Annotated in this window: 17 protein-coding genes, 4 pseudogenes and 1 other annotated feature; of the genes and pseudogenes, 16 read left to right on the top strand and 5 right to left on the bottom strand. The window is 40.1% G+C overall.

Annotation, left to right across the window (positions count from 1 at the left end; genetic code table 11):
- Positions 1-61: 61 nt before the first annotated feature.
- From RE628_RS14245 to RE628_RS14300, 12 genes and pseudogenes are all read left to right on the top strand, one after another.
- Positions 62-1,039 (top strand): dimethylarginine dimethylaminohydrolase family protein, encoded by a 978-nt coding sequence (locus RE628_RS14245; protein ID WP_309159260.1) that lies wholly within the window; start codon positions 62-64, stop codon positions 1,037-1,039.
- A gap of 860 nt (positions 1,040-1,899) precedes the next feature.
- Positions 1,900-2,122, top strand: a binding site (T-box leader).
- Between the two features lie 71 nt (positions 2,123-2,193).
- A pseudogene (gene tyrS / locus RE628_RS14250) lies at positions 2,194-3,454 on the top strand (tyrosine--tRNA ligase).
- A 373-nt stretch (positions 3,455-3,827) separates the two neighbouring features.
- Positions 3,828-5,562, top strand: a pseudogene (locus tag RE628_RS14255) (ABC transporter ATP-binding protein).
- 257 nt (positions 5,563-5,819) lie between these two features.
- A complete protein-coding gene (gene rarD, locus RE628_RS14260; RefSeq protein WP_309159261.1) occupies positions 5,820-6,698 on the top strand; it encodes an EamA family transporter RarD in 879 nt (292 codons plus the stop codon).
- Between the two features lie 146 nt (positions 6,699-6,844).
- Positions 6,845-7,522 carry a response regulator transcription factor gene (locus RE628_RS14265; protein ID WP_309159262.1) on the top strand — a complete coding sequence of 226 codons (678 nt, stop codon included), beginning with the start codon at positions 6,845-6,847 and terminating at the stop codon, positions 7,520-7,522.
- A complete protein-coding gene (locus RE628_RS14270) occupies positions 7,519-7,944 on the top strand; it encodes a sensor histidine kinase (protein WP_309159263.1) in 426 nt (141 codons plus the stop codon). The genes RE628_RS14265 and RE628_RS14270 overlap by 4 nt, the downstream gene beginning before the upstream one ends.
- A gap of 3 nt (positions 7,945-7,947) precedes the next feature.
- Positions 7,948-8,586 (top strand): sensor histidine kinase, encoded by a 639-nt coding sequence (locus RE628_RS14275; RefSeq protein WP_309159465.1) that lies wholly within the window; start codon positions 7,948-7,950, stop codon positions 8,584-8,586.
- 47 nt (positions 8,587-8,633) lie between these two features.
- Positions 8,634-9,347, top strand: coding sequence for an ABC transporter ATP-binding protein (locus RE628_RS14280; protein WP_309159264.1), 714 nt, complete (start codon positions 8,634-8,636; stop codon positions 9,345-9,347).
- Positions 9,344-10,093, top strand: coding sequence for an ABC transporter permease (locus tag RE628_RS14285; protein ID WP_309159265.1), 750 nt, complete (start codon positions 9,344-9,346; stop codon positions 10,091-10,093). Before RE628_RS14280 ends, RE628_RS14285 begins: the two co-directional genes overlap by 4 nt.
- A 321-nt stretch (positions 10,094-10,414) precedes the next feature.
- A complete protein-coding gene (locus RE628_RS14290; protein WP_309159266.1) occupies positions 10,415-10,840 on the top strand; it encodes a hypothetical protein in 426 nt (141 codons plus the stop codon).
- 541 nt (positions 10,841-11,381) lie between these two features.
- Positions 11,382-11,546, top strand: coding sequence for a hypothetical protein (locus tag RE628_RS14295; RefSeq protein ID WP_309159267.1), 165 nt, complete (start codon positions 11,382-11,384; stop codon positions 11,544-11,546).
- Positions 11,547-11,644: 98 nt separating this feature from the next.
- Positions 11,645-11,833 carry a V4R domain-containing protein gene (locus RE628_RS14300; RefSeq protein ID WP_309159268.1) on the top strand — a complete coding sequence of 63 codons (189 nt, stop codon included), beginning with the start codon at positions 11,645-11,647 and terminating at the stop codon, positions 11,831-11,833.
- Positions 11,834-11,873: 40 nt separating this feature from the next.
- Here the strand turns inward: RE628_RS14300 and RE628_RS14305 are convergent, their stop codons facing one another.
- The gene (locus tag RE628_RS14305; protein WP_309159269.1) at positions 11,874-12,209 is read right to left on the bottom strand and encodes an S-layer homology domain-containing protein; all 336 of its coding nucleotides are present in this window, start codon (positions 12,207-12,209) and stop codon (positions 11,874-11,876) included.
- A gap of 590 nt (positions 12,210-12,799) precedes the next feature.
- On the opposite strand from RE628_RS14305, the gene RE628_RS14310 reads away from it, so the two are divergent.
- Complete coding sequence (locus RE628_RS14310; protein ID WP_309159270.1) at positions 12,800-12,961, top strand: DUF3934 family protein; 162 nt, start codon at positions 12,800-12,802, stop codon at positions 12,959-12,961.
- A gap of 228 nt (positions 12,962-13,189) precedes the next feature.
- On the opposite strand, the gene RE628_RS14315 is transcribed toward RE628_RS14310, so the two are convergent.
- Positions 13,190-13,432, bottom strand: coding sequence for a hypothetical protein (locus RE628_RS14315; RefSeq protein ID WP_309159271.1), 243 nt, complete (start codon positions 13,430-13,432; stop codon positions 13,190-13,192).
- A gap of 688 nt (positions 13,433-14,120) precedes the next feature.
- Between RE628_RS14315 and pyrH the strand changes: the two genes are divergently transcribed.
- Complete coding sequence (pyrH, locus tag RE628_RS14320; protein ID WP_309159272.1) at positions 14,121-14,858, top strand: UMP kinase; 738 nt, start codon at positions 14,121-14,123, stop codon at positions 14,856-14,858.
- A 383-nt stretch (positions 14,859-15,241) separates the two neighbouring features.
- Positions 15,242-15,412 (top strand): annotated as a pseudogene (locus tag RE628_RS14325) (HAD family hydrolase); the annotation flags it as partial.
- A gap of 113 nt (positions 15,413-15,525) precedes the next feature.
- On the opposite strand, the gene RE628_RS14330 reads toward RE628_RS14325, so the two are convergent.
- From RE628_RS14330 to RE628_RS14340, 3 genes are all read right to left on the bottom strand, one after another.
- Positions 15,526-16,164, bottom strand: a complete 639-nt coding sequence (locus RE628_RS14330) for a GGDEF domain-containing protein (protein WP_309159273.1) — start codon at positions 16,162-16,164, stop codon at positions 15,526-15,528.
- Positions 16,148-17,245, bottom strand: coding sequence for a histidine kinase N-terminal 7TM domain-containing protein (locus RE628_RS14335; RefSeq protein WP_309159274.1), 1,098 nt, complete (start codon positions 17,243-17,245; stop codon positions 16,148-16,150). The genes RE628_RS14330 and RE628_RS14335 overlap by 17 nt, the downstream gene beginning before the upstream one ends.
- A 324-nt stretch (positions 17,246-17,569) precedes the next feature.
- Positions 17,570-18,316, bottom strand: coding sequence for a MerR family transcriptional regulator (locus RE628_RS14340; RefSeq protein WP_309159275.1), 747 nt, complete (start codon positions 18,314-18,316; stop codon positions 17,570-17,572).
- Positions 18,317-18,402: 86 nt separating this feature from the next.
- On the opposite strand from RE628_RS14340, the pseudogene RE628_RS14345 reads away from it, so the two are divergent.
- Positions 18,403-19,106 (top strand): annotated as a pseudogene (locus tag RE628_RS14345) (lysostaphin resistance A-like protein).
- Positions 19,107-19,220: the final 114 nt, after the last annotated feature.

A 19,220-nucleotide genomic window follows, 5' to 3' on the forward strand; every position in this document is an offset into this window, starting at 1 on the left:
TCTTTATGTTTAGTTCTACATGGAGTATTCTATATTTAAAAAAATACAAGGAGGAATTAGTATGAGTAATGTTTATGTAAAAAGTGAGTTTTCTCCTTTGAAAAGAGTAGTTCTAGCTCAATCTGAGTTCTCATTTCCATCGAAGGAAGATTTATGTAATGAAGAATTCTTAACAGAAGAAAGTAAAGATTTATATAGAGGAAAGGATATATTAGGTAAAAACTATAAAGAGGTTTTTCCAGAGAGACAGAAAGAATGGGAAGAGGAAAGAGAAAATTTAAAGAAGGTTCTAGAGAAATATAATGTAGAAGTAATAATTCCTAGGCTGCTGACTGACTATGAAAAGGAGATAGGAAAAGAAGATGGTTATAGTAATTTCTTTGTAAGAGATCCCTTTTTCACAGTAGGACATTTTTTAATAGAAGGGTCTCTTAGATTTCCACATAGAAGAAATGAGATACTACCTGTCAGAAATATATTAACAAAGGAGTCAAACGAAAATAATTGTTTATACTTATCTGTTCCTAAACCAGATATATCAAAAGGGGAATACTCAGAAGATGGTCCATTTTTAGAGGGAGGAGATGTTTTAGTCTTAGATAAAACTATATTTGTAGGTAGATCTGGACTTGCATCAAATAAAAATGGAGTTATTTGGCTAAGTAATATGGTTAGTAAATTTGGGTATACGGTAGTTGAGGTACCCCTTCATCATACAATACTTCATCTTGACTGTGCTATTAGCTTAGTTAGAGAAGGGCTAATGATAGTTTGTGAAGAAGCATTATTAGACGGTATACCTAAACAGTTAAAAAGTTGGGACAAGATATATGTAACAATAGAAGACTCTTCTAAACTTGCCACAAATGGCCTACCTATAAATGAAAATATATATATTACAGATCATGAATTTAAATGTATTGGAGATGAGTTGGAAAAAAGAGGGGTTACAGTGGAGTATGTAGATTTTAAAATATCAAGAAGTTTCGGTGGATCATTTAGATGCAGCACTCAACCTTTGTTAAGAAATGATGGCTAAATAAGTCACCTCGTATTTCTTTTAGTTCAATATTTCCGTTTTTTTGGTTAAATTTATGAAATATTATATAAAGTGACACTATATATAATCTCAATCGGTGGAACTAGTTGTGGTCCGATACAATGTTTACCAGGTTTGCTGAGTAGACGGATCTAGGCGTTATCACTCATGCCAAATCAAGCTCGATCGCCAATTAGTAGCTCGAGCATTCTGATCTTCTCCGGAATAAGCCTGATCGATGCGAACGGCCCTGCAGGCGGCTAGCTCATCGATCAGGCTTTGCATTCCTTTTTATGTAACGGTAGGTAGGGTCGGCTTAGTGTGAAAGCAAAGGCATTTTGCTCCACAAGGTGATATCACTTTGATATTGGAGGACTTAAAAGGTAATATAAGAAAACTAGATTATGAATACAGTTTTTTTATAGCTAATCTCCGAATTAAGCCTGTAAAGACGACTCTATAATTTTTCTGAAATTCGAATTTTTATAAATTGTAGAGTAGTAGAAGTATTCTTAAAAAATCGTCCATCGAGATAATGATTAATAGTATTAATTCAATAGTGGAATTTGGAGGAAGTACTTATAGTATCAAGGTTTTGTAGACTAAAAACGATTATTATGCTTGTTAGAAAAGTAGAGGTAGATAATCATTAATATTATTAATTATATAAATTCAAGCATGTATATTTGCTGTATTCAGAAGTCACTAAAGCATTCCATTGAGTCATTTATAATTCTGCAAAATGATACCGATTATAGCAACGATAATTTGAATGCAGGAATAATATTCCACTAAATCAATTGAAATTAAAGTGTTGACAAAGAAATTTATAAGCACTATGATTGCTGTAATCTAATATTGGATACACGATGAAAGAGCGAAGTAGCAAGTTTGTCACTGTTCAGAAAGCCAGGGGTTGATGCGACCTGGTCATACTAAACTTTGCGAATTACACTCCGGAGTACCTTAGGTAATGCTAAGCGGACTGGCAATCGATATCATTGCTAAGAGTGGTATTAATGGTGAACTGCAGCGCCTTTAATGCAATTTGGGTGGTAACACGGTAAATATATCGTCCCTATGTCTACAATAGACTAGGAGACGATTTTTTTATTTTCTAATAAAAAATTCACCAGGGAGATGAACTAACAATGATGAACATTATCGATGAATTGGAATGGCGCGGTGCCATTAATCAACAGACAGATGCAGAAGGATTACGTAAACTAACTAACGAAAAGTCGATTTCATTGTACTGTGGTGTTGACCCTACCGGTGACAGTATGCATATAGGTCATTTGATTCCATTTATGATGCTGAAGAGATTCCAGATGGCTGGCCATCGTCCAGTAATTCTGATCGGCGGTGCTACCGGTACAATCGGAGATCCAAGCGGACGTACCACTGAGCGCACACTTCAGACGATGGATCAAGTACAGAAGAACGTAGATGCTCTGACTGCACAAATGAAGAAGCTGTTCTTAAATGAAGGAGATACTGGTCTCCGCATGGTGAACAACTACGATTGGACGAAGGAGATTACGATTTTGGACTTCCTTCGCGACTTCGGTAAGAACTTCAGCGTCAATACGATGCTGGCCAAAGATATTGTAGCTAGTCGTCTTGATTCGGGGATTTCCTTCACTGAGTTCTCGTACCAGATCCTGCAGTCGATCGACTTCCTTCATCTATTTAAAAATGAAGATGTGCAATTGCAGATCGGCGGTGCTGACCAATGGGGGAACATTACGAGTGGCCTTGACTTGATTCGTAAGAAAGAAGGATCAGAAGCAAAAGCATTCGGCTTAACCATTCCTCTAATGCTTAAAGCAGACGGAACGAAATTTGGTAAGACCGCAGGCGGAGCAATCTGGCTTGATCCGAACAAGACAACACCATTTGAATTCTACCAGTTCTGGGCTAACCAAGATGATCGCGATGTAATTAGATACCTGAAATTCTTCACTTTCTTAACGAAGGAAGAAATCGATGCTCTTGAGGTAAAAGTTCAGACTGAACCACATAAACGTGAAGCGCAGCGTGTTCTTGCTGAAGAGATGACAAGATTCGTACACAGTGAAGATGCACTTGCTCAAGCTAAGAAGATTACGGAAGCATTGTTCAGTGGCGATATCAAGGCCCTGACTGCAGATGAAATTGAACAAGGATTCAAGGAAATGCCTACATTCCAAGCTTCCAAGGAAGCGAATAATATCGTCGACTGGCTCGTTGAGGTAGGTATTGAACCATCCAAGCGTCAAGCACGTGAAGATATTACAAGTGGAGCCATCTCTCTGAATGGCGATAAGGTCACTGATACAGAAATGACCTTAACGGTGGATCATTCCATTGAAGGCCCTTTTCATTATCCGTAAGGGCAAGAAGAACTACAACCTCGTTAAACTCGGAGAATAGCTGATTGTCGGGTGACAAAAACATAGTATCATTAGAAGCCGCTAATTAAGCGGCTTTTTTTGTTTTAAGGAAACAAGAACATGGTCCTTATACCGATTAGATACAAATTATAATTCGACAGTTATTTCATTAAGTTAACAGGCAGAATAGCTTAACGTTGTGTCCGTCTTAGCACTTTCAATTATAACTGAACTTTACCGTGCAGTTATTTTATAGATCGACTATAATGACAGCATTAATGATTGAGGAGGTAATTTAAATGAAAAACGTGATGTATCATACCGCAAAAACATATAAGGGTGGAACACTTTCCTCATTGTAGCGGTGTACTCCCCTTATATGTACTTTTAATAAACAGATAAGGGGCAAAAAAATGCAATTTCCAGTGAAAAAATTCTTCTCATATTACAAGCCGTATTTAAGATTATATCTAGCGGTATTGGGATGCGCTTTGATAGCGTCCGCTATTGCCTTGGTCTATCCGCTGCTCGTACGGTATATTACAAAGGATGTTCTCACAGGTGACTTGTCCAATGCGTTACCTAAAGTGTATTGGATTGGCGGGCTTATGCTAGTTTTAGTATTGATTGAGAATGTTGGAAATGCCTTTGTAGGCTACAAAGGTCATCTAGTTGGAGCTCGAATGGAAAGTGATCTGCGAAGAGAGCTGTTCGAACACATGCAGAAGCTTTCCTTTGGCTTTTTTGATAAGGAAAAGACAGGTCGGCTCATGTCTCGAATAACTAACGACCTGTTACTACTTTCAGAACTGTATCATCACGGACCGGAAGATTATATTAAATATATCGTCCGCTTTATTGGTGCGGTTATCATTTTGTTTTTCATTAACGCGCCAATAACGATTGTCATAATCTGTTTTTTTCCAATACTGGTTGTGTCTCTATGGTATTTTAATAAGGTATTGAACAAGGCATTAGTAAGAAACAAAGAGCGAATCGGGGATGTAAACGCACAGGTAGAAGATAGTCTAGCGGGGATTCGCGTTGTTAAATCGTTTGCCAACGAACACCTCGAAATTGAGAAGTTTAATCGACAAAACAATCGTTTTCTCGATAGTCGAAAGCATACTTACAAGGCGGAGGCATATTTTTACCATGTATTTGAAACGTTGCTACAGCTGATCACAATAACGGTTATCATCTTTGGAAGTGCCAGTATCGTCAATAATACATTAGATTTAGCGGATTTGATCACTTTTCTGCTTTATATAGGCTTTATGATAGAGCCTCTTCAAAAAATGACTCACATGAGCACGCAGTTTCAGGAAGGTATCACCGGCTTCCAGCGATTTATGGAGATCATGAGGCTTACGCCGGGCATTGAAAACAAACCGAGTGCAGTGACCTTGCCGAAGGTACATGGCGAAATTGAGTTCAAACAGGTTTCCTTCCGTTACGAAGATCATTTGGACAACGTCTTATCAAACCTTTCATTTCGTGTACAACCGGGTGAATATGTTGCGTTGGTGGGTCCCTCGGGCGCTGGGAAGACTACTTTGTGCTCACTCATTCCCCGCTTTTATGATGTGTTGCATGGGCAGGTGTTACTTGATGGAATCAATGTCCGGGATATCGATCTGCGTTCATTGAGAAATAACATCGGCGTTGTTCAGCAGGACGTTTATCTTTTTTCGGAAACGGTGATGGAAAATATACGTTACGGGAACCCGAAGGCTAGCGATGAAGAGGTGATTGCGGCAGCAACCCGTGCCAATGCGCACGACTTCATCATGAGTTTGCCGAATGGCTACCAGTCCGATATCGGACAGAGAGGTGTCAAATTATCCGGCGGCCAAAAGCAACGATTAAGCATCGCTCGCGTATTCTTAAAAAATCCACCGGTTCTTATTTTTGATGAGGCAACTAGTGCGCTGGATAATGAGAGTGAAAGCATCATCAAGGAGTCCCTAGAAGCGTTGATAAAGGGCGCACAACCATCGTTATTGCCCACAGACTTTCCACGATTCGTAATGCCGGCGGATTATCGTCTTAACCGAGGATGGAATTGTCGAGCAAGGTACACACTATGATTTACTTGCACTTGATGGAACCTACGCACACCTGTACTCCAAGCAGTTTGAGTTATAATTTATTTATCTTTTAACTAAATATCAGCTAACTCCTTTTCGATAAGGTCAGTTCATTATTTCGTCAGAGTTCATGAGCGTTAAATTAAAGACCAAGATGTCACATGATGCAACAACACAAATCGCCACAAGCTACGATTTAAAGTAGGCTTGCGGCGATTTGTTTTCATTTTTTTAAAAATATTAAACCCTTTACTTAAACGATGATCGCGGCGTATAATCCATAAAGACATTGGAGTGGGAAGAGGGAAATTGATTATGAACAATGGCTTGATCAATGCTATTATCGCGTATATCATGTGGGGAGTTCTCCCACTTTATTGGAAGTTGTTTAACGATGTGCCTGCAGGCGAGATTCTGTCACATCGGGTTGTCTGGTCGTTCATCTTCATGGCTGTTCTCGTCGCCGTCCAGCGTCGCTGGGGTGACATGAAGCGGATTGCGACCAGCCGCTCGCTCCTGCTGTCGCTCACCGCTAGCGGACTGCTGATTGCTGCTAATTGGCTCATCTTCATCTGGGCGGTCAACAACGACCATGTCGTCGAGACAAGTCTCGGCTATTATTTGAACCCGTTGCTGAACGTGCTACTTGCGGTTGTCTTCCTTCGTGAGAAGCCGAACCGTGGCCAATGGCTCGCGATTGCCATCGCTGGCGCCGCGGTGCTCATCATCGCCATCGATTACGGACGGTTCCCATGGATCTCAATTTCGCTGGCCGCGACGTTTGGCTTGTACGGCCTAGCGAAGAAGAAGATCGGACAAGACGCTTCCGTAGGCTTGCTGTCGGAGACGGCTGTAGTCCTGCCCGTTGCGCTCGGCTACTGGATCTATTTGGCCGCCGTAGGAAAGACGACGGCATGGACGCTACCTGTGCCCACGTTAGTCGAACTGCTTCTTTCCGGCGTGGTAACAGCGCTACCGCTGCTTTTCTTTGCGCGAGCGGCCGCCCGGATGGCGCTGTCCACGCTCGGCTTCGTACAATACATCGGGCCAACGATCATGCTGTTACTGAGCGTATTCGTGTTCAAGGAATCGGTATCGCCGGTTCTTCTCATCGGCTTCGCGCTCATCTGGACAGCGCTAGTCGTATACGCTGCGGCATCGGTTCGCGCCACGAAACTCGCAAAGGTGCGCTAACGACAAACACGTCCGCCAGGTACCGTCATAACAGCCATTTCCGTCCGCTGGGTGGAGATGGCTGTTTTCTGTTTGGGGAGATAACAAACTTTTTTAGATTGTGTTAATCTGTCTAATAGTGAACTCAATAGAGAGAGGGATGTTACTTGAAAACAAATGTATTATATATTGAGGATAATGAGAAAATAGGCAGTTGGGTAAAAGAAGAATTGGAACAGCGAGGATTTTCAGTTCAGTGGTTGCTTTCTGGTGAGGGAGCCGAAAGAGAAGTACATCAGCATGAAATCGTTATTTTGGATATCATGTTACCCGGGTTAGACGGATTTACGGTGGGAAAACGATTAAAGAAAGCAGCTCCTGCTGTTCCTATTTTGCTGTTATCTGCTCGTACATCGATAAATGATAAGGTAGACGGTTTACAATTTGCTGATGACTATTTAACGAAACCATTCCATACGGATGAATTAGTTGCAAGATTAGAAGTATTAATCCGACGGAGAGGTGGAACACATTCCGAACGAATTTCATTAGGAATTCATATTGAAGTAGATCCAGAAGTTCAAATGGTATATGACAAACGCACAGGAGAAGAAATTTTATTAACAGGGAAACAACATCAAATATTAATGTACTTCTTACGCCACCCCAATCAAGTTCTACCAAAAGAACAAATCTATGAAGCAATTTGGCAAGAAACTTATATCACTGGTGATAAAACAATAATGGTACATATCCATCGACTGCGTCAAAAGCTGGAACGTTATCCAGATTCCCCAGAGATTATTGAAACGTTGAAGGGAATAGGCTACCGGGTGAAACTATGAAACAGACTAGATCATTATTTCGTCGTTTTCTAAAAGGACATTTTCTATTTATCTTTTTCCCTCCAATTTTGCTTATTTTCATCTCTGCGTTCTTTGGGTTTTCTATCCATGGAGATGCTATCAATAGAGAAGATCTGAATACGTTAAATCTATTTTACGTTACACTACTTTTATTTGGTTTTATTATTGTCGCATTTGTTGTAATGTCTTGGCTGTTCTTCTTGAGACTTCGTAAACGTCTTACCCGCTTACAGGAAGCCATGTCATTTTCAGCTAATCATGACTCATTTCCTAAACCAATATCTGTTCAAACGGATCGTATGGATGAAATAGACCAGTTGGGAAGTTCTTTTAATTGGATGATTCAACAGCTTGAAGACAGTCGCAAGCGAGAATATGAAGAGGAATTATTACGACATTGACTCATTGCGAATTTATCTCACGACTTACGAACGCCACTTACCATTTTGAGAGGACATGTCACCAGATTAAATAAAGAATCAATAAGTTTAGAAGGACAAAACTCGTTAACGGAGATAAACCATACGATTACAAGAGTCGGAGATCTAATGGATGATTTACTTTCCTATACATTGCTTACATCAGGGAAGCATCCTTTTGAGCCCACATCAACAGATATTGGACGTTTAGTAAGAGCATCTGTTGCTGCGTGGTACCCTGCATTTGAAGAAAAAGAAATTCAGCTGGACGTTGATTTACCGACAGAGGAGACTTTTTATTGGGAAGCAGATCCTAAATGGATGACACGGGTTCTGGATAATTTATTTCAGAATATTCTTCGCCATGCAGCTGAGGGAAAATATGCAAACATTGTGGTTGATGTAGAACAAGAACTGATTATTGTTGCAGACAGAGGACCTGGTATGGATAACTCTCCCTATGAGCATGGGGCGGGAATTGGTTTATCGACTTTAAATTATATGTTGAAAAAAATGAAGCTGAAGGCTGACTTTACATCAAATGAAAATGGCACAAGAGTAGCTATTGGTAGAGCGTTACCTAAAGTTAACCCAGAAGTAAACACCATGATAACCGAGATGTAACTTCGCTTCTTTATAATGAGAACCATAACAGAAAGGAAGTGTTATGGTTGCTTACAATTAATAACTTAGTCAAGCATCGCGGAACTGGGGAAATCTTATCAGGTATCAGTTTTAAAGCTAGGCCCGGTAGAGTAACTGGTTTTTTAGGTCCAAATGGGGCAGGTAAAAGTTCTACACTTCGCATCCTGCTTGGATTAGATCATGCCACCTCAGGGAGTGCACTAATTAATGGCAAGCCATTCGCAGAATTACATAATCCTCTAGCAACAGTGGGGGCCGCACTTGATGGATTTGGAGCTCATCGTATGCGAACAGGACGGGCACACTTGCGTTGGATTGCTCGTGCCACAGGATTGCCTTGCTCACGTGTCGAGGAAGTTCTGAAAATAGTAGGTCTTACTAATGCAGCTGGTAAACGAGTTGGGAGTTATTCCCTTGGTATGGGGAGAAGACTTGGAATGGCAGCTGCACTTCTTGGTGATCCAAAAATATTGGTTTTAGATGAACCCGTAAATGGGCTCGACCCACAAGGAATTCGCTGGATTCGGACATTTTTACGTGAACGTGCTGCGTCTGGTAACACGGTGTTGCTATCTAGTCATCTCATGGGAGAACTTGCAGAGACGGTTGATGATGTGGTGATTATTAATCATGGAAAAATCGTTGTAGATGGATCATTGGAAGAAGTCATAGGTAACCATTCTTCTCTAGAGGAAGCCTTTTTTGCCCTGACATCTGAACATGCGGGTGTTGTTATATGAGAGCATTCAACGCAGAATTATCTAAATTGTTCTCCCTGCCGAGCATTTGGCTTGCCTTTCTTATTGGAGCATTTGCCCCAGCGGTCATTGCTGCCTTGGACAGTATAGCGCAAAAAGGTGAGATAATAGCTGGAGTTAGCACACGGCTATCGGAAGTTGGCTATATTGGATTAGCTCTTGGTGTGCAAGGTGTCATTATTATTGGTGTTCTTGCTGTCAGCAGTGAGTATTTGACAGAGAGCAGTGAATCTGGTGGAGGGAATCAGATTACAACAAGTTTAACGGTTGTTTCATCACGGCTTCATTTTTTGTTGGCAAAAGCAGGCGTCGTGACAGTGATCAGCATACTGCTTTGTATTGTTGCTATGTTGACAACTGTGTCAGCCACGCATCTTATTCTCGGTGATTATACCCCTGCATTTGAATGGTCTAAACTGATCGGAGCAGTTTGTTACTGGGCATTCACTGCTCTTTTAGCATTTGGGATTACGGTTCTAACTAAGAATGGCATTATTCCGCTTGCTGTGCTCATCATAAATACATCCCTTGTATCATTCAGTTTCCTGCTTTCTAAGATTACAAAGTTGGCGTTATACTTACCAGATCGAGTTGGCCTTGAAATGTTTATGTTTACTGGCGACAGATTTCTCACCCCGTTTACAGGTGGTTTAGTCATGTTTGCTTGGGTAATCGTTCTTTTCATTGTTGCAGCTATTATATTCCATAGGAGGGACGTTGCCTCATGAGAGTCTCTTCAAGTAGAAAGATAACACGCATCCTTCGTGCTGAGCTGGACAAATTAGTAACATTACCATTGATATGGCGCACTCTTATGGGTACATTCATTGTTAATTTAGTTTTAGCCGCAGCATTTACTTCTGTTGGTCTACAAGGAGCAGTAGGAACGCAAAGTATACTGAATGTAGGACTTGCTTCTATGGGATATCTTCAAGCAGGTTTCATTATTCTTGGGATCTTAGCTGCTTGTTCGGAGTATACCTGGTGGACAGATTCGAACTACATTAACTACGATACCTTGGCGTGGGTTTCAATTATTCACGAAGCTTATGGCATTGGCAATTATAACTATTCCTGTGGCGCTCATTATTGCTGGATCAGGTATACTATATACTTTTATTATGATGAGAGACAGAGCAGTAGTGATTGAAATAGATACCATGATAAGAACATTAGTAGGAGCAACAGGCTATCTAACATTAACCACACTTCTCAGTGCAGCTGTAGGTGCTTTACTAAGACGAACCACTCCTACCTTAGTAATACTTCTTGGTTATTATTTCATTGTCAGTCCATTGTCGAGAGATATTCTGCCTAATTATTTTCCGGATACAGCAGGATTTTATATGTATATGCCGCCTTCCTCTAATGAAATAAATATCCTTACACCACTGCAAGGGACAGGTATTTTAATGTTATGGTCACTGATCTTTATTACAGTAGCTATTGTATTTTACCGTAAACGAGATGCCTAGGTTTAGGTTTGATCCTGAAGGAGTTGTCCTTCATTGGAGGATTTCAAAATTTTGACTATTTAATTTCTTTATCATGTACCTGTTCTAACAGCACTGCTGTACCTACGAAGCGGTCACATCCAATATAGCTATCAAATAACTAATTAAATAAATAAGCTAGCCACGCGATGTCGGAGGCCAAGAACTTATACGCTTAAAGAGTCGCGGAAATCGCGACTTTTTGTTTTAACGATTAGATATGTCTTCCTTGTAAATTTGTTCCTATACTTTACAACGAACTTTTTCGAGCATATGTGACTGGCCTCACAAATCGATAAAACGCGGATGGTATAATGACTTTGTTTACCGGAGCAAACCAAAAATCTTGATCCAGATCAAATATATACATTTCCATCAGAGTTTGGATAAACTTCGAAACTATTATCAAGCGCAGATCGATGTTCATCAAGAACAATGGTTGGCTTGGAGGCAGTGATCTGGTTCCTGCTGAAGAAATTATCCGTTTCTTCTTAGAAGAATTTGAATAAGGGAGTGTTGAAGTGTGACTCAAGATCAGTTTACATTCAGTGACATGAAAATGATTGACAGAAAAAATCTTGGCAGTCAGGTTCCGTTGGAGTTATTTCGAACGATCCGCCTGATCGGCATGTATCAAGGCTTGCCAATGGGGGGAAAGGTACGACGCTCACAATCGGACGCAAAATAGGCGAAAATCTTCCGGTCAATTCGATCAACGAATTGCTACAAATATTCCAAGAGCTAAAGATCGGAATTCCTAAGATTATTAAACAGGATGAGCGAACTATGCGTATAGCAGTAGAGGATTGCTTTTGCGAAGGGTTACCGATTATGGATGGAAAGCTCGTTTGCGATTTGGAGGGAGCCATTATGGAAGGTGCATTGACCAAAATATTGGGGAAGAGAGTGGTAGTCAAGGAAGTAAAATGCAATGTGAACGGTGACGATTGTTGTGAATATGACCTTAGATTTTAGTAAGCACGCTTCGAAGGGGATGTTAATACCAAGGAAACAATTAAGTAGTACTATATAGCTCGGCAAATTCCCGGCTGGCCCAGTGATTCTCTGGGACCCAGGGAATGGTGATTGTATCAACCCCAGGATTGCGGAGTAGTGGGAAGAGACGATACACCATGACGGTAAATTCGGCTTTGGTTACAGGCTGGTCGGGCCGGAAAGTGCCGTCGGGAAATCCAGTCAGAATACCGCGTAGATTCATATCGTGAATCGACGACTTAGCCCAATTGTACTTATTGTTATCATCCACATCCTTGAATCCTGCAAAAACGGGCGAAATCCAGGTAGCCGACATTAACATGAGGGCCATGCAAGTCAAAAGCAGCTTCTTCAATTTGGTAAACTCCTTACTTAGTAGTGTCTGGATGTGTTACGATGCACTCGTAATTCGTCAGGGTCCAGCATGCAGTATTTTACCAAACAAAGAGTAATATATCATTGAAAAAAATGGAATTTCCCTTTGTTAGGATTCTTCTTCAAAGTATGGTCCTAATTGATTTGCAATCCTGCAAGAAGGATTATTCTACACAATAACAGTTCTGCCATTGATAAAGGCTTGGTTGATTAAAAAATTAAAATAAACCTTTGCAAATGTAGACAGTATGCAGATAGTAATCACGCATGATTGGATGGATGTTTACCGGGTGATGGGGCAAAGCCTACAATTGTAGGCTTTCGCCTCGAATAGAATAATACTATTCGCATCGTATTTACGAAGTTCGAGAATAAGACGTATCGGGAATTACCGAGTGATTTATAACTACTTCACCCTATCAGGAAAAAATAGTCATCCAAGAAAGGGCTTTGATGCTTACAGTATGTACATAATGACCGTAGTGGTGTATATTTCAACATGCTGGTTAATTAGTTTAAAGAAATGAATATGACCAAAATAAGAATACTGCATGTAACGGAGTGATCTATATGAGCAAATCAAAAGGTAAGAGTGGAACAGGTAGAGGCACGGGTAAGAAAGGCTGGACCCGCTGGGATGCAAAAGCCCGCCGGGCCCAAAGCGCCCCGAAACCTTATACGAGTAAAGGTACGAAAAAATCCAGCGATGCTAAAGACGAGGGACCTATCTGACCTACCTGAAGTTTATCTGGGTGGCAGTATTATTCCTTAGGATGAATGATGACGGTACTTATCGTGCTGTAAACGAGGACACCTCAGTTTTCCTTAAGGTTACTGACCAGAATCTCCTGACAACAGAAAACAATGAAGTATATAAAAACCAAAAGACTCAGACACTTATAAGTAAGTATGATCTGCAGAGAAAATTAATTAATAAAAAAAGTAGCAGTTATCAAACTGCTACTTTTTTTTATTATAGGCTTTAATATATATGTCTTTCTCAAGTTCTACTGCAATTGCAGCCCCTTCGTTAATACCTTTGATCTTGTATAGCTTTGTACCAACGGGATAATAGTTTGAGAAGCTATCCGCTTTCATGTTCTCTTCATTGTCTGAGGAATATTTTATTTGTCCAATTTTTTTATCAATGTCCTCGACTTTTTCGTCGGTTCCAAGATAAGAATGCTTATTAAAAACAATCATTTTGCCGTATGGCCAACTAGAAGAAGCAATCTCTTTTCCTCCATCGCCCTGTGCCCTCCGTCACAACTTGTTAAATTTAGAAAAGTAAAAAATAAAATTAATACAACAAATGATTTTTTAATCTTAAATAGCCCCTTTCTAATAAAGAATTGTTATTTTCATTATAGACGTATAAATCTGTTGATAGGTTCGGTAAGGAAATGGCAGTTATTAAAAATATAACTGAGTGACAGATTGATAGATTATTTCAAAAGGACCATTCTTTTGTCCTTTCTTATTGTGCTAAGGAGAAGAACTTATATTGTTATCGGTTGCTTTCTCGTTATACTAACGGGCAGGACGCGGTGAACCGTCACAAATAAGGGCAAGTTTTTTTGCGGAGTTCCTTGCGGGGATGGATTTGTATATATGTGTGTAGGTTTCGGGATATGGCTGGACAAAGAAAAAGCCCCGTAGAACAGGAGCTCATTGAAATAATATATAATTGAAATTCTGTCACTTTCGGTGTTGCATGTTACCCTCACGTAGTATAGAATAAATTGATGAATAACTATTGGAAGGAGTGGGAATATGAGGAGGAAACGGAAGGCTTGTGATAAGTCGATTGTTACAATTTCATATTCTCGTTCCATTAAGACACTAAAGCATTCGTTGCTTTAGTGTTTTTTATTTGCGCGGAGGTGTTAATTTGACAAGGTACAAGAGAGTTCTTATTAAATTAAGTGGTGGAGCTGTGGCCGGAAACACGGAATTTGGTTTTGAGCCCGAAAGGTTAGACCATATTGCTAATGAAATTATGTCAGTGGTGAATCTAGGTGTAGAAGTATCATTAGTAATAGGTGGAGGGAATATTTTTCGCGGTAATATGGCGGAAAGCTGGGGAATTGAAAGAGCAGAAGCTGACAACATCGGGACGTTTGCTACTGTTATTAATAGCTTGATGCTTCGAGGAGTTCTTAAAGCCAAAACAGACAAAGAAGTTCGTGTGATGACAGCAATACCTATTACATCAGTTGCAGAACCATATATCAGACTAAGAGCAGTTCACCATCTAGAAAAGGGCTATATAGTAATTTTTGCAGGCGGAAACGGGCAACCCTACGTTACAACGGATTACCCTTCCGTTCAAAGGGCAATCGAAGTTAATTGTGAAGCATTGTTAGTAGCAAAACAAGGCGTAGATGGTGTTCTCAATGCAGACCCTAAGTTCGACAAAGAAGCAAGGAAGTTCAGGTCACTTCACTACAACGATGTTTTAAAATATAACTTGAAGGTAATGGATCAATCAGCTTTCATCTTAGCTAGAGACTACAATCTGCCAATGCATGTGTTTAATTTTGACAAGCCGGGCTCAATGAAAGAAATTTGCGAGGGGAAAGTTAATGGAACAATAATTAGTGGTGAGTCAATTTTGGAATTGGAATGAGTTGAAGATTATGAGGGGCATAACAGCGCTCCCTCTTTTTCGTAATACTTGCCGTTACAGACAGCGCGGGGAACCGTACCCTAAATAGTGATAAAGCAGAAAATGATGATAAAGATTGAAGCAGCTTTGATAAATATGCTTTTGGAGGATAATCGTAGATAAAGCCTATAACCTCATATAAAATGGAACTATCTCCAAAAATGAAGGTATTGGATTCGGATACGAGCAGATAAAGATAAATTAATAGAACGTCCAAAGTGGAGGGGGAACCCTTCTGATGAGAACAAAACAATTCGACTACAAGTCGAAAAATATGTTTCAAAATTGAAAATATGAATTATGAGGAAGCAGAAGCACCGATAAATTTTAAAATGCGGTAGGCATTGATTATCGGGGATTCGTTAAGCTCGGATATAAAGTGAGGACAGATGGTGGGTATGGACACCTGTTGGTTTAATCCGGATGGGAAACCGAATAATACGGATATTATTCCGACCTATGAAATTCGTACACTTCAGGAGCTGTATCAGATATTAGGGATGCAGAGAGGTTGATCTCTTATAAGAAGCAAGCCGACAAACCTTGGGCTAACAGCGGTTATCGGCTTTTTTGGTTAGAAGATTGAATAAACCGTTTTCATGGCTATGTACGGAATAGAACTAAAACTTTATTTTATGCTGCTAACAATTCGGTTGCGTCCTTCTCTTTTGGCTTGATATAGGACTTGATCTACAGCTTGAAATAGATCGTTGATAATCGTTCCGTAATCTGAAGAAATATGAATCGGGAAACGAGTGGATAGCAACCCTATACTAACCGTAATGGATAAAGAACTAGAGGCATGGGAAACGGCAATCGCATTGGATTCGACCGCAGACCGGATTTGCTCAGCCAAATGATGTGCTTCCGTCGACTCCATGCGAGGCAAGTAGATAATAAATTCCTCTCCGCCAAAACGGGCCAAAATATCGGTATGCCGAATCTTTTGTTTAATAACGTTCACCGTTCCGCATATAACCTCATCTCCGACCAAATGGCCGTAATTATCGTTGATTAATTTAAAAAAGTCGATATCCAATAACAGAATTGAAAAAGGCGACTGATCGTTCATATTTATTGTGATCTCACGTTCCAACTGCTGTATCAAATAATTCCGGTTATAGCAACCTGTTAAGCTGTCTGTAATCGCGAGCTGCCGGAGTTTTTGGTTGGTAAGAAACAGCTCCTCTTGAATTGCGATTAACGATTGGTTACTCTCTTGCAGCTCTTCGTTTTGTGACGTTGTTTCATCAATGAGACGACGCATTTCGCTCATATCCTGGAAAGTAATAATGCGTCCCGCCCGGGAGTTTCCCACCATGATTGGAGAAACGTGAACATGAATATGGACATGATGCTGACCTTGTTTTTGTAATGATACGTCGATATCTGCGCTTCCCAGAGGGCATTCCATGTATGTTTTCAAGAACGCTTTCGTGCTGTTTGAAGGCTCCCGCAGTGGGGAAATGGAATGAATGTCGAACCGGTTCTCCGATCTGTAGATCGATATAGGAAGGAAGTGACTGATTGATTTCCATAATCATTTCATTCTCATCAAGTACCAGAATCCCGAGCGTTATTGTATTAATAATGTCCTGATGGGCTATCGTAATTAGATTAAAGACTTTATCACGATGTATGGCAATAACAAAAAAGACAGCAGATAATAGAATGCCAAGAGAAGTCAGTCCTGGAGTCACACTTTGGGAGAAGGGATGGACCACATTTATAAATATGTCCGCCCAAATGAACGCAACCATGACCAAAATTCCTCTGAGCACTTGCTTCACTTGTTTTTTGATCCGGGGCGAATGATCCGAAACCAGCGTCTGATAGATAATATAAAGAGACACGATACCATACCCGACTAAGACAACAGCCGTAATCCAAAAAAACGGTCCATACGTTCTTTGAATGAAACCGCCATGCAAAGGCTGAACAAACATAGCATTGGGATTGAAAATGACCCCAAGCGTTACGATTAAAGCGGGAACCGGAATTGCAAAACATAATCTTCTTCGCGAATTGAGAGAATACCCTGTTAATAGGAGTGTGAAGAATAGCCATCCGACGGCAAGAAAAGCCAGATCGAGAAAAGCGAGTTTCACATAAAATAATTGTAACCTGATATCCTCCGTTGTTTTGATGGCAAACTGGCAAAAAGGCCAAAACATCATGAAAAAATGGAACCCCAAATAAACCTTGTGCAAGTTGGTTATGGTAACCGAAGCAAATATATAAATCCATAAAGTAAGCAAAAGGAGAAGTACGACTAGATCAATCCATATCATAACACCCAATGTACACCTCTTTAACGATGGAATTTGCAATCTACCGATTTTGAACATGGAATAAAACGGAATGCTTAGGACTACCGAGCAATGCAGATATTTTATACTAGAAAGCAAGATTATGACAACAATAATTCTCGATTAAGGAGATTATGATGGCAAATTTGAATTGATGGATGCTGAATGGGACGTTTCGGAGGAATAGAATGATTTCCCTAGCCTTAGATTGAAAATAGGGAAGAGCCTTATTTCAACTTAAATTGAACACCTATCCCAAACGGTAGCTGTAATGGTTCTAGAATACAAACACATTAGAGACTATGAGCTGCTTCCAAACTGGCAAGACATTCTTCACTCAGATATATAGTGTTAAGAAACCAATCATTCATTTTCTTTATTCAGCAATTGCTCTGCATAGATAATACAACGTTCTGCAAATTCCAGTGATTGATCTGTTATAGGATACAGTCCAGTTGTCTCTGACGGCATTTTTCTTACTTCCCAAAACTTATTCATTAACTCTTCATTTCCATCAAATGTATCATTGGAAACTGCAATCAACTCACAACCAATCTGATAGCCAGCTTCAGATTCAGGTAATATGCTATGCTGCTGACACCATTCAATTCTCCGTAATAGTGAAATATATTGTTGGGTGATTCGGTCGCTTTTACTAAGACTAGGAAGCACTTGTTCTAAAAAATCCTTCTCGTCATCTTCAAAATATTCAATCCATTTTTTCGAATTATGTTTGGCTGTCTGTACTAAATGTGAAATTCGTTTCCACGATAATTCTCCCTCAAGATCAAACATGTTGATGAGCGAGGTCGTATTGGAGATGCTAGTTTGGAGCGAAGAAAGTTGTTCTTGAAGATGATTATAGTGAGCTTTTAGTATTTCTCGGTAGGATAGCTTATCCAATAAATTCTGAATCTCATCGAGTGGAAGCATGAGAGATTTTAGAAGTATGATCTTTTCCAAAGTAAACAAGTTTTCTTCGGAATAGCAACGGCGTCCGCTTTCGTCCTTAAAGCTAGGTGTAAGGAGCCCAATTTGATCATAGTAGCGAAGTGTTCTTACAGAAACATTGCTTTGTTTGGATACTTGTCCTGTTGTCCAATGACTCATGATATTCCTCCAAAAAAAATGCTTGCAGGTGACGTAGCGTCACCCAATATATTTGAATTATATCACAGAGACAAAGGGGTAAGGGAATGACTGATCACTTAACGCATTGGAAACAAAGGGATAATTGGACATGGAAAGAGTTTGTAGCTTTGCTGTTGCTAGAGTTTGTATTTGTTATCGGATTTATTAAATTTGTAGTAAAACCCGTATATGCGCAATCGCTTGGAGATGAGCTGTATTCAGGAACATTGACAGGGCTTACAATAGCAATAGTATTAATGCTGGGAGTGTATTTCATAGGGCTACGTCCTAAAAAGCTTTCTTGGAGTGAAGTGGGTTTAAGATCCTTTCCTGCGAAGGATTGGTGGCGAATTCTGTTATGGACGTTCTTGCTGATTATAGGCAGCACCATCGTAATGATCCTTACCAGCTATATCGGCAATACATTTGAAAATTCTAAGACGGAATCAATTCAGCAGAATGTTACGGTCTTCAGTGTATTCATTGCGTTTGCATCAGCAGTGATCATCTCGCCTATATACGAAGAGATATTCTATCGCGGTTTTATCTATCGCTGGCTGCGAACCCGATTAGGCATTGGTCGGGCAATGTTTTTGAGTGCGAGTCTCTTTACGATAGTCCATATTCCTACCTATAACGCGATGCCTGCGAATTTTCTTGGGGGATCATATTTGCATGGGCGTATGAACGAACAAATTCTGTTTGGCCTGCAGTATGGGTACATGGCTTAACAAATGGACTATTTTTATTATTGACTCTGGTAATGTAACGGGAGAAAGAAAAAGAGTTACCTAATTCGTAAACAAGCACTTCGAGGCAATGACGACAAATGAGACGTGTGCGCCACGGTCATTTTTATTGGATATTCTTATTAAACAAATGA

Origin of the sequence: Paenibacillus sp. D2_2 (assembly GCF_031199965.1) — a bacterium.
In the GTDB taxonomy this organism is placed as follows: domain Bacteria; phylum Bacillota; class Bacilli; order Paenibacillales; family Paenibacillaceae; genus Fontibacillus.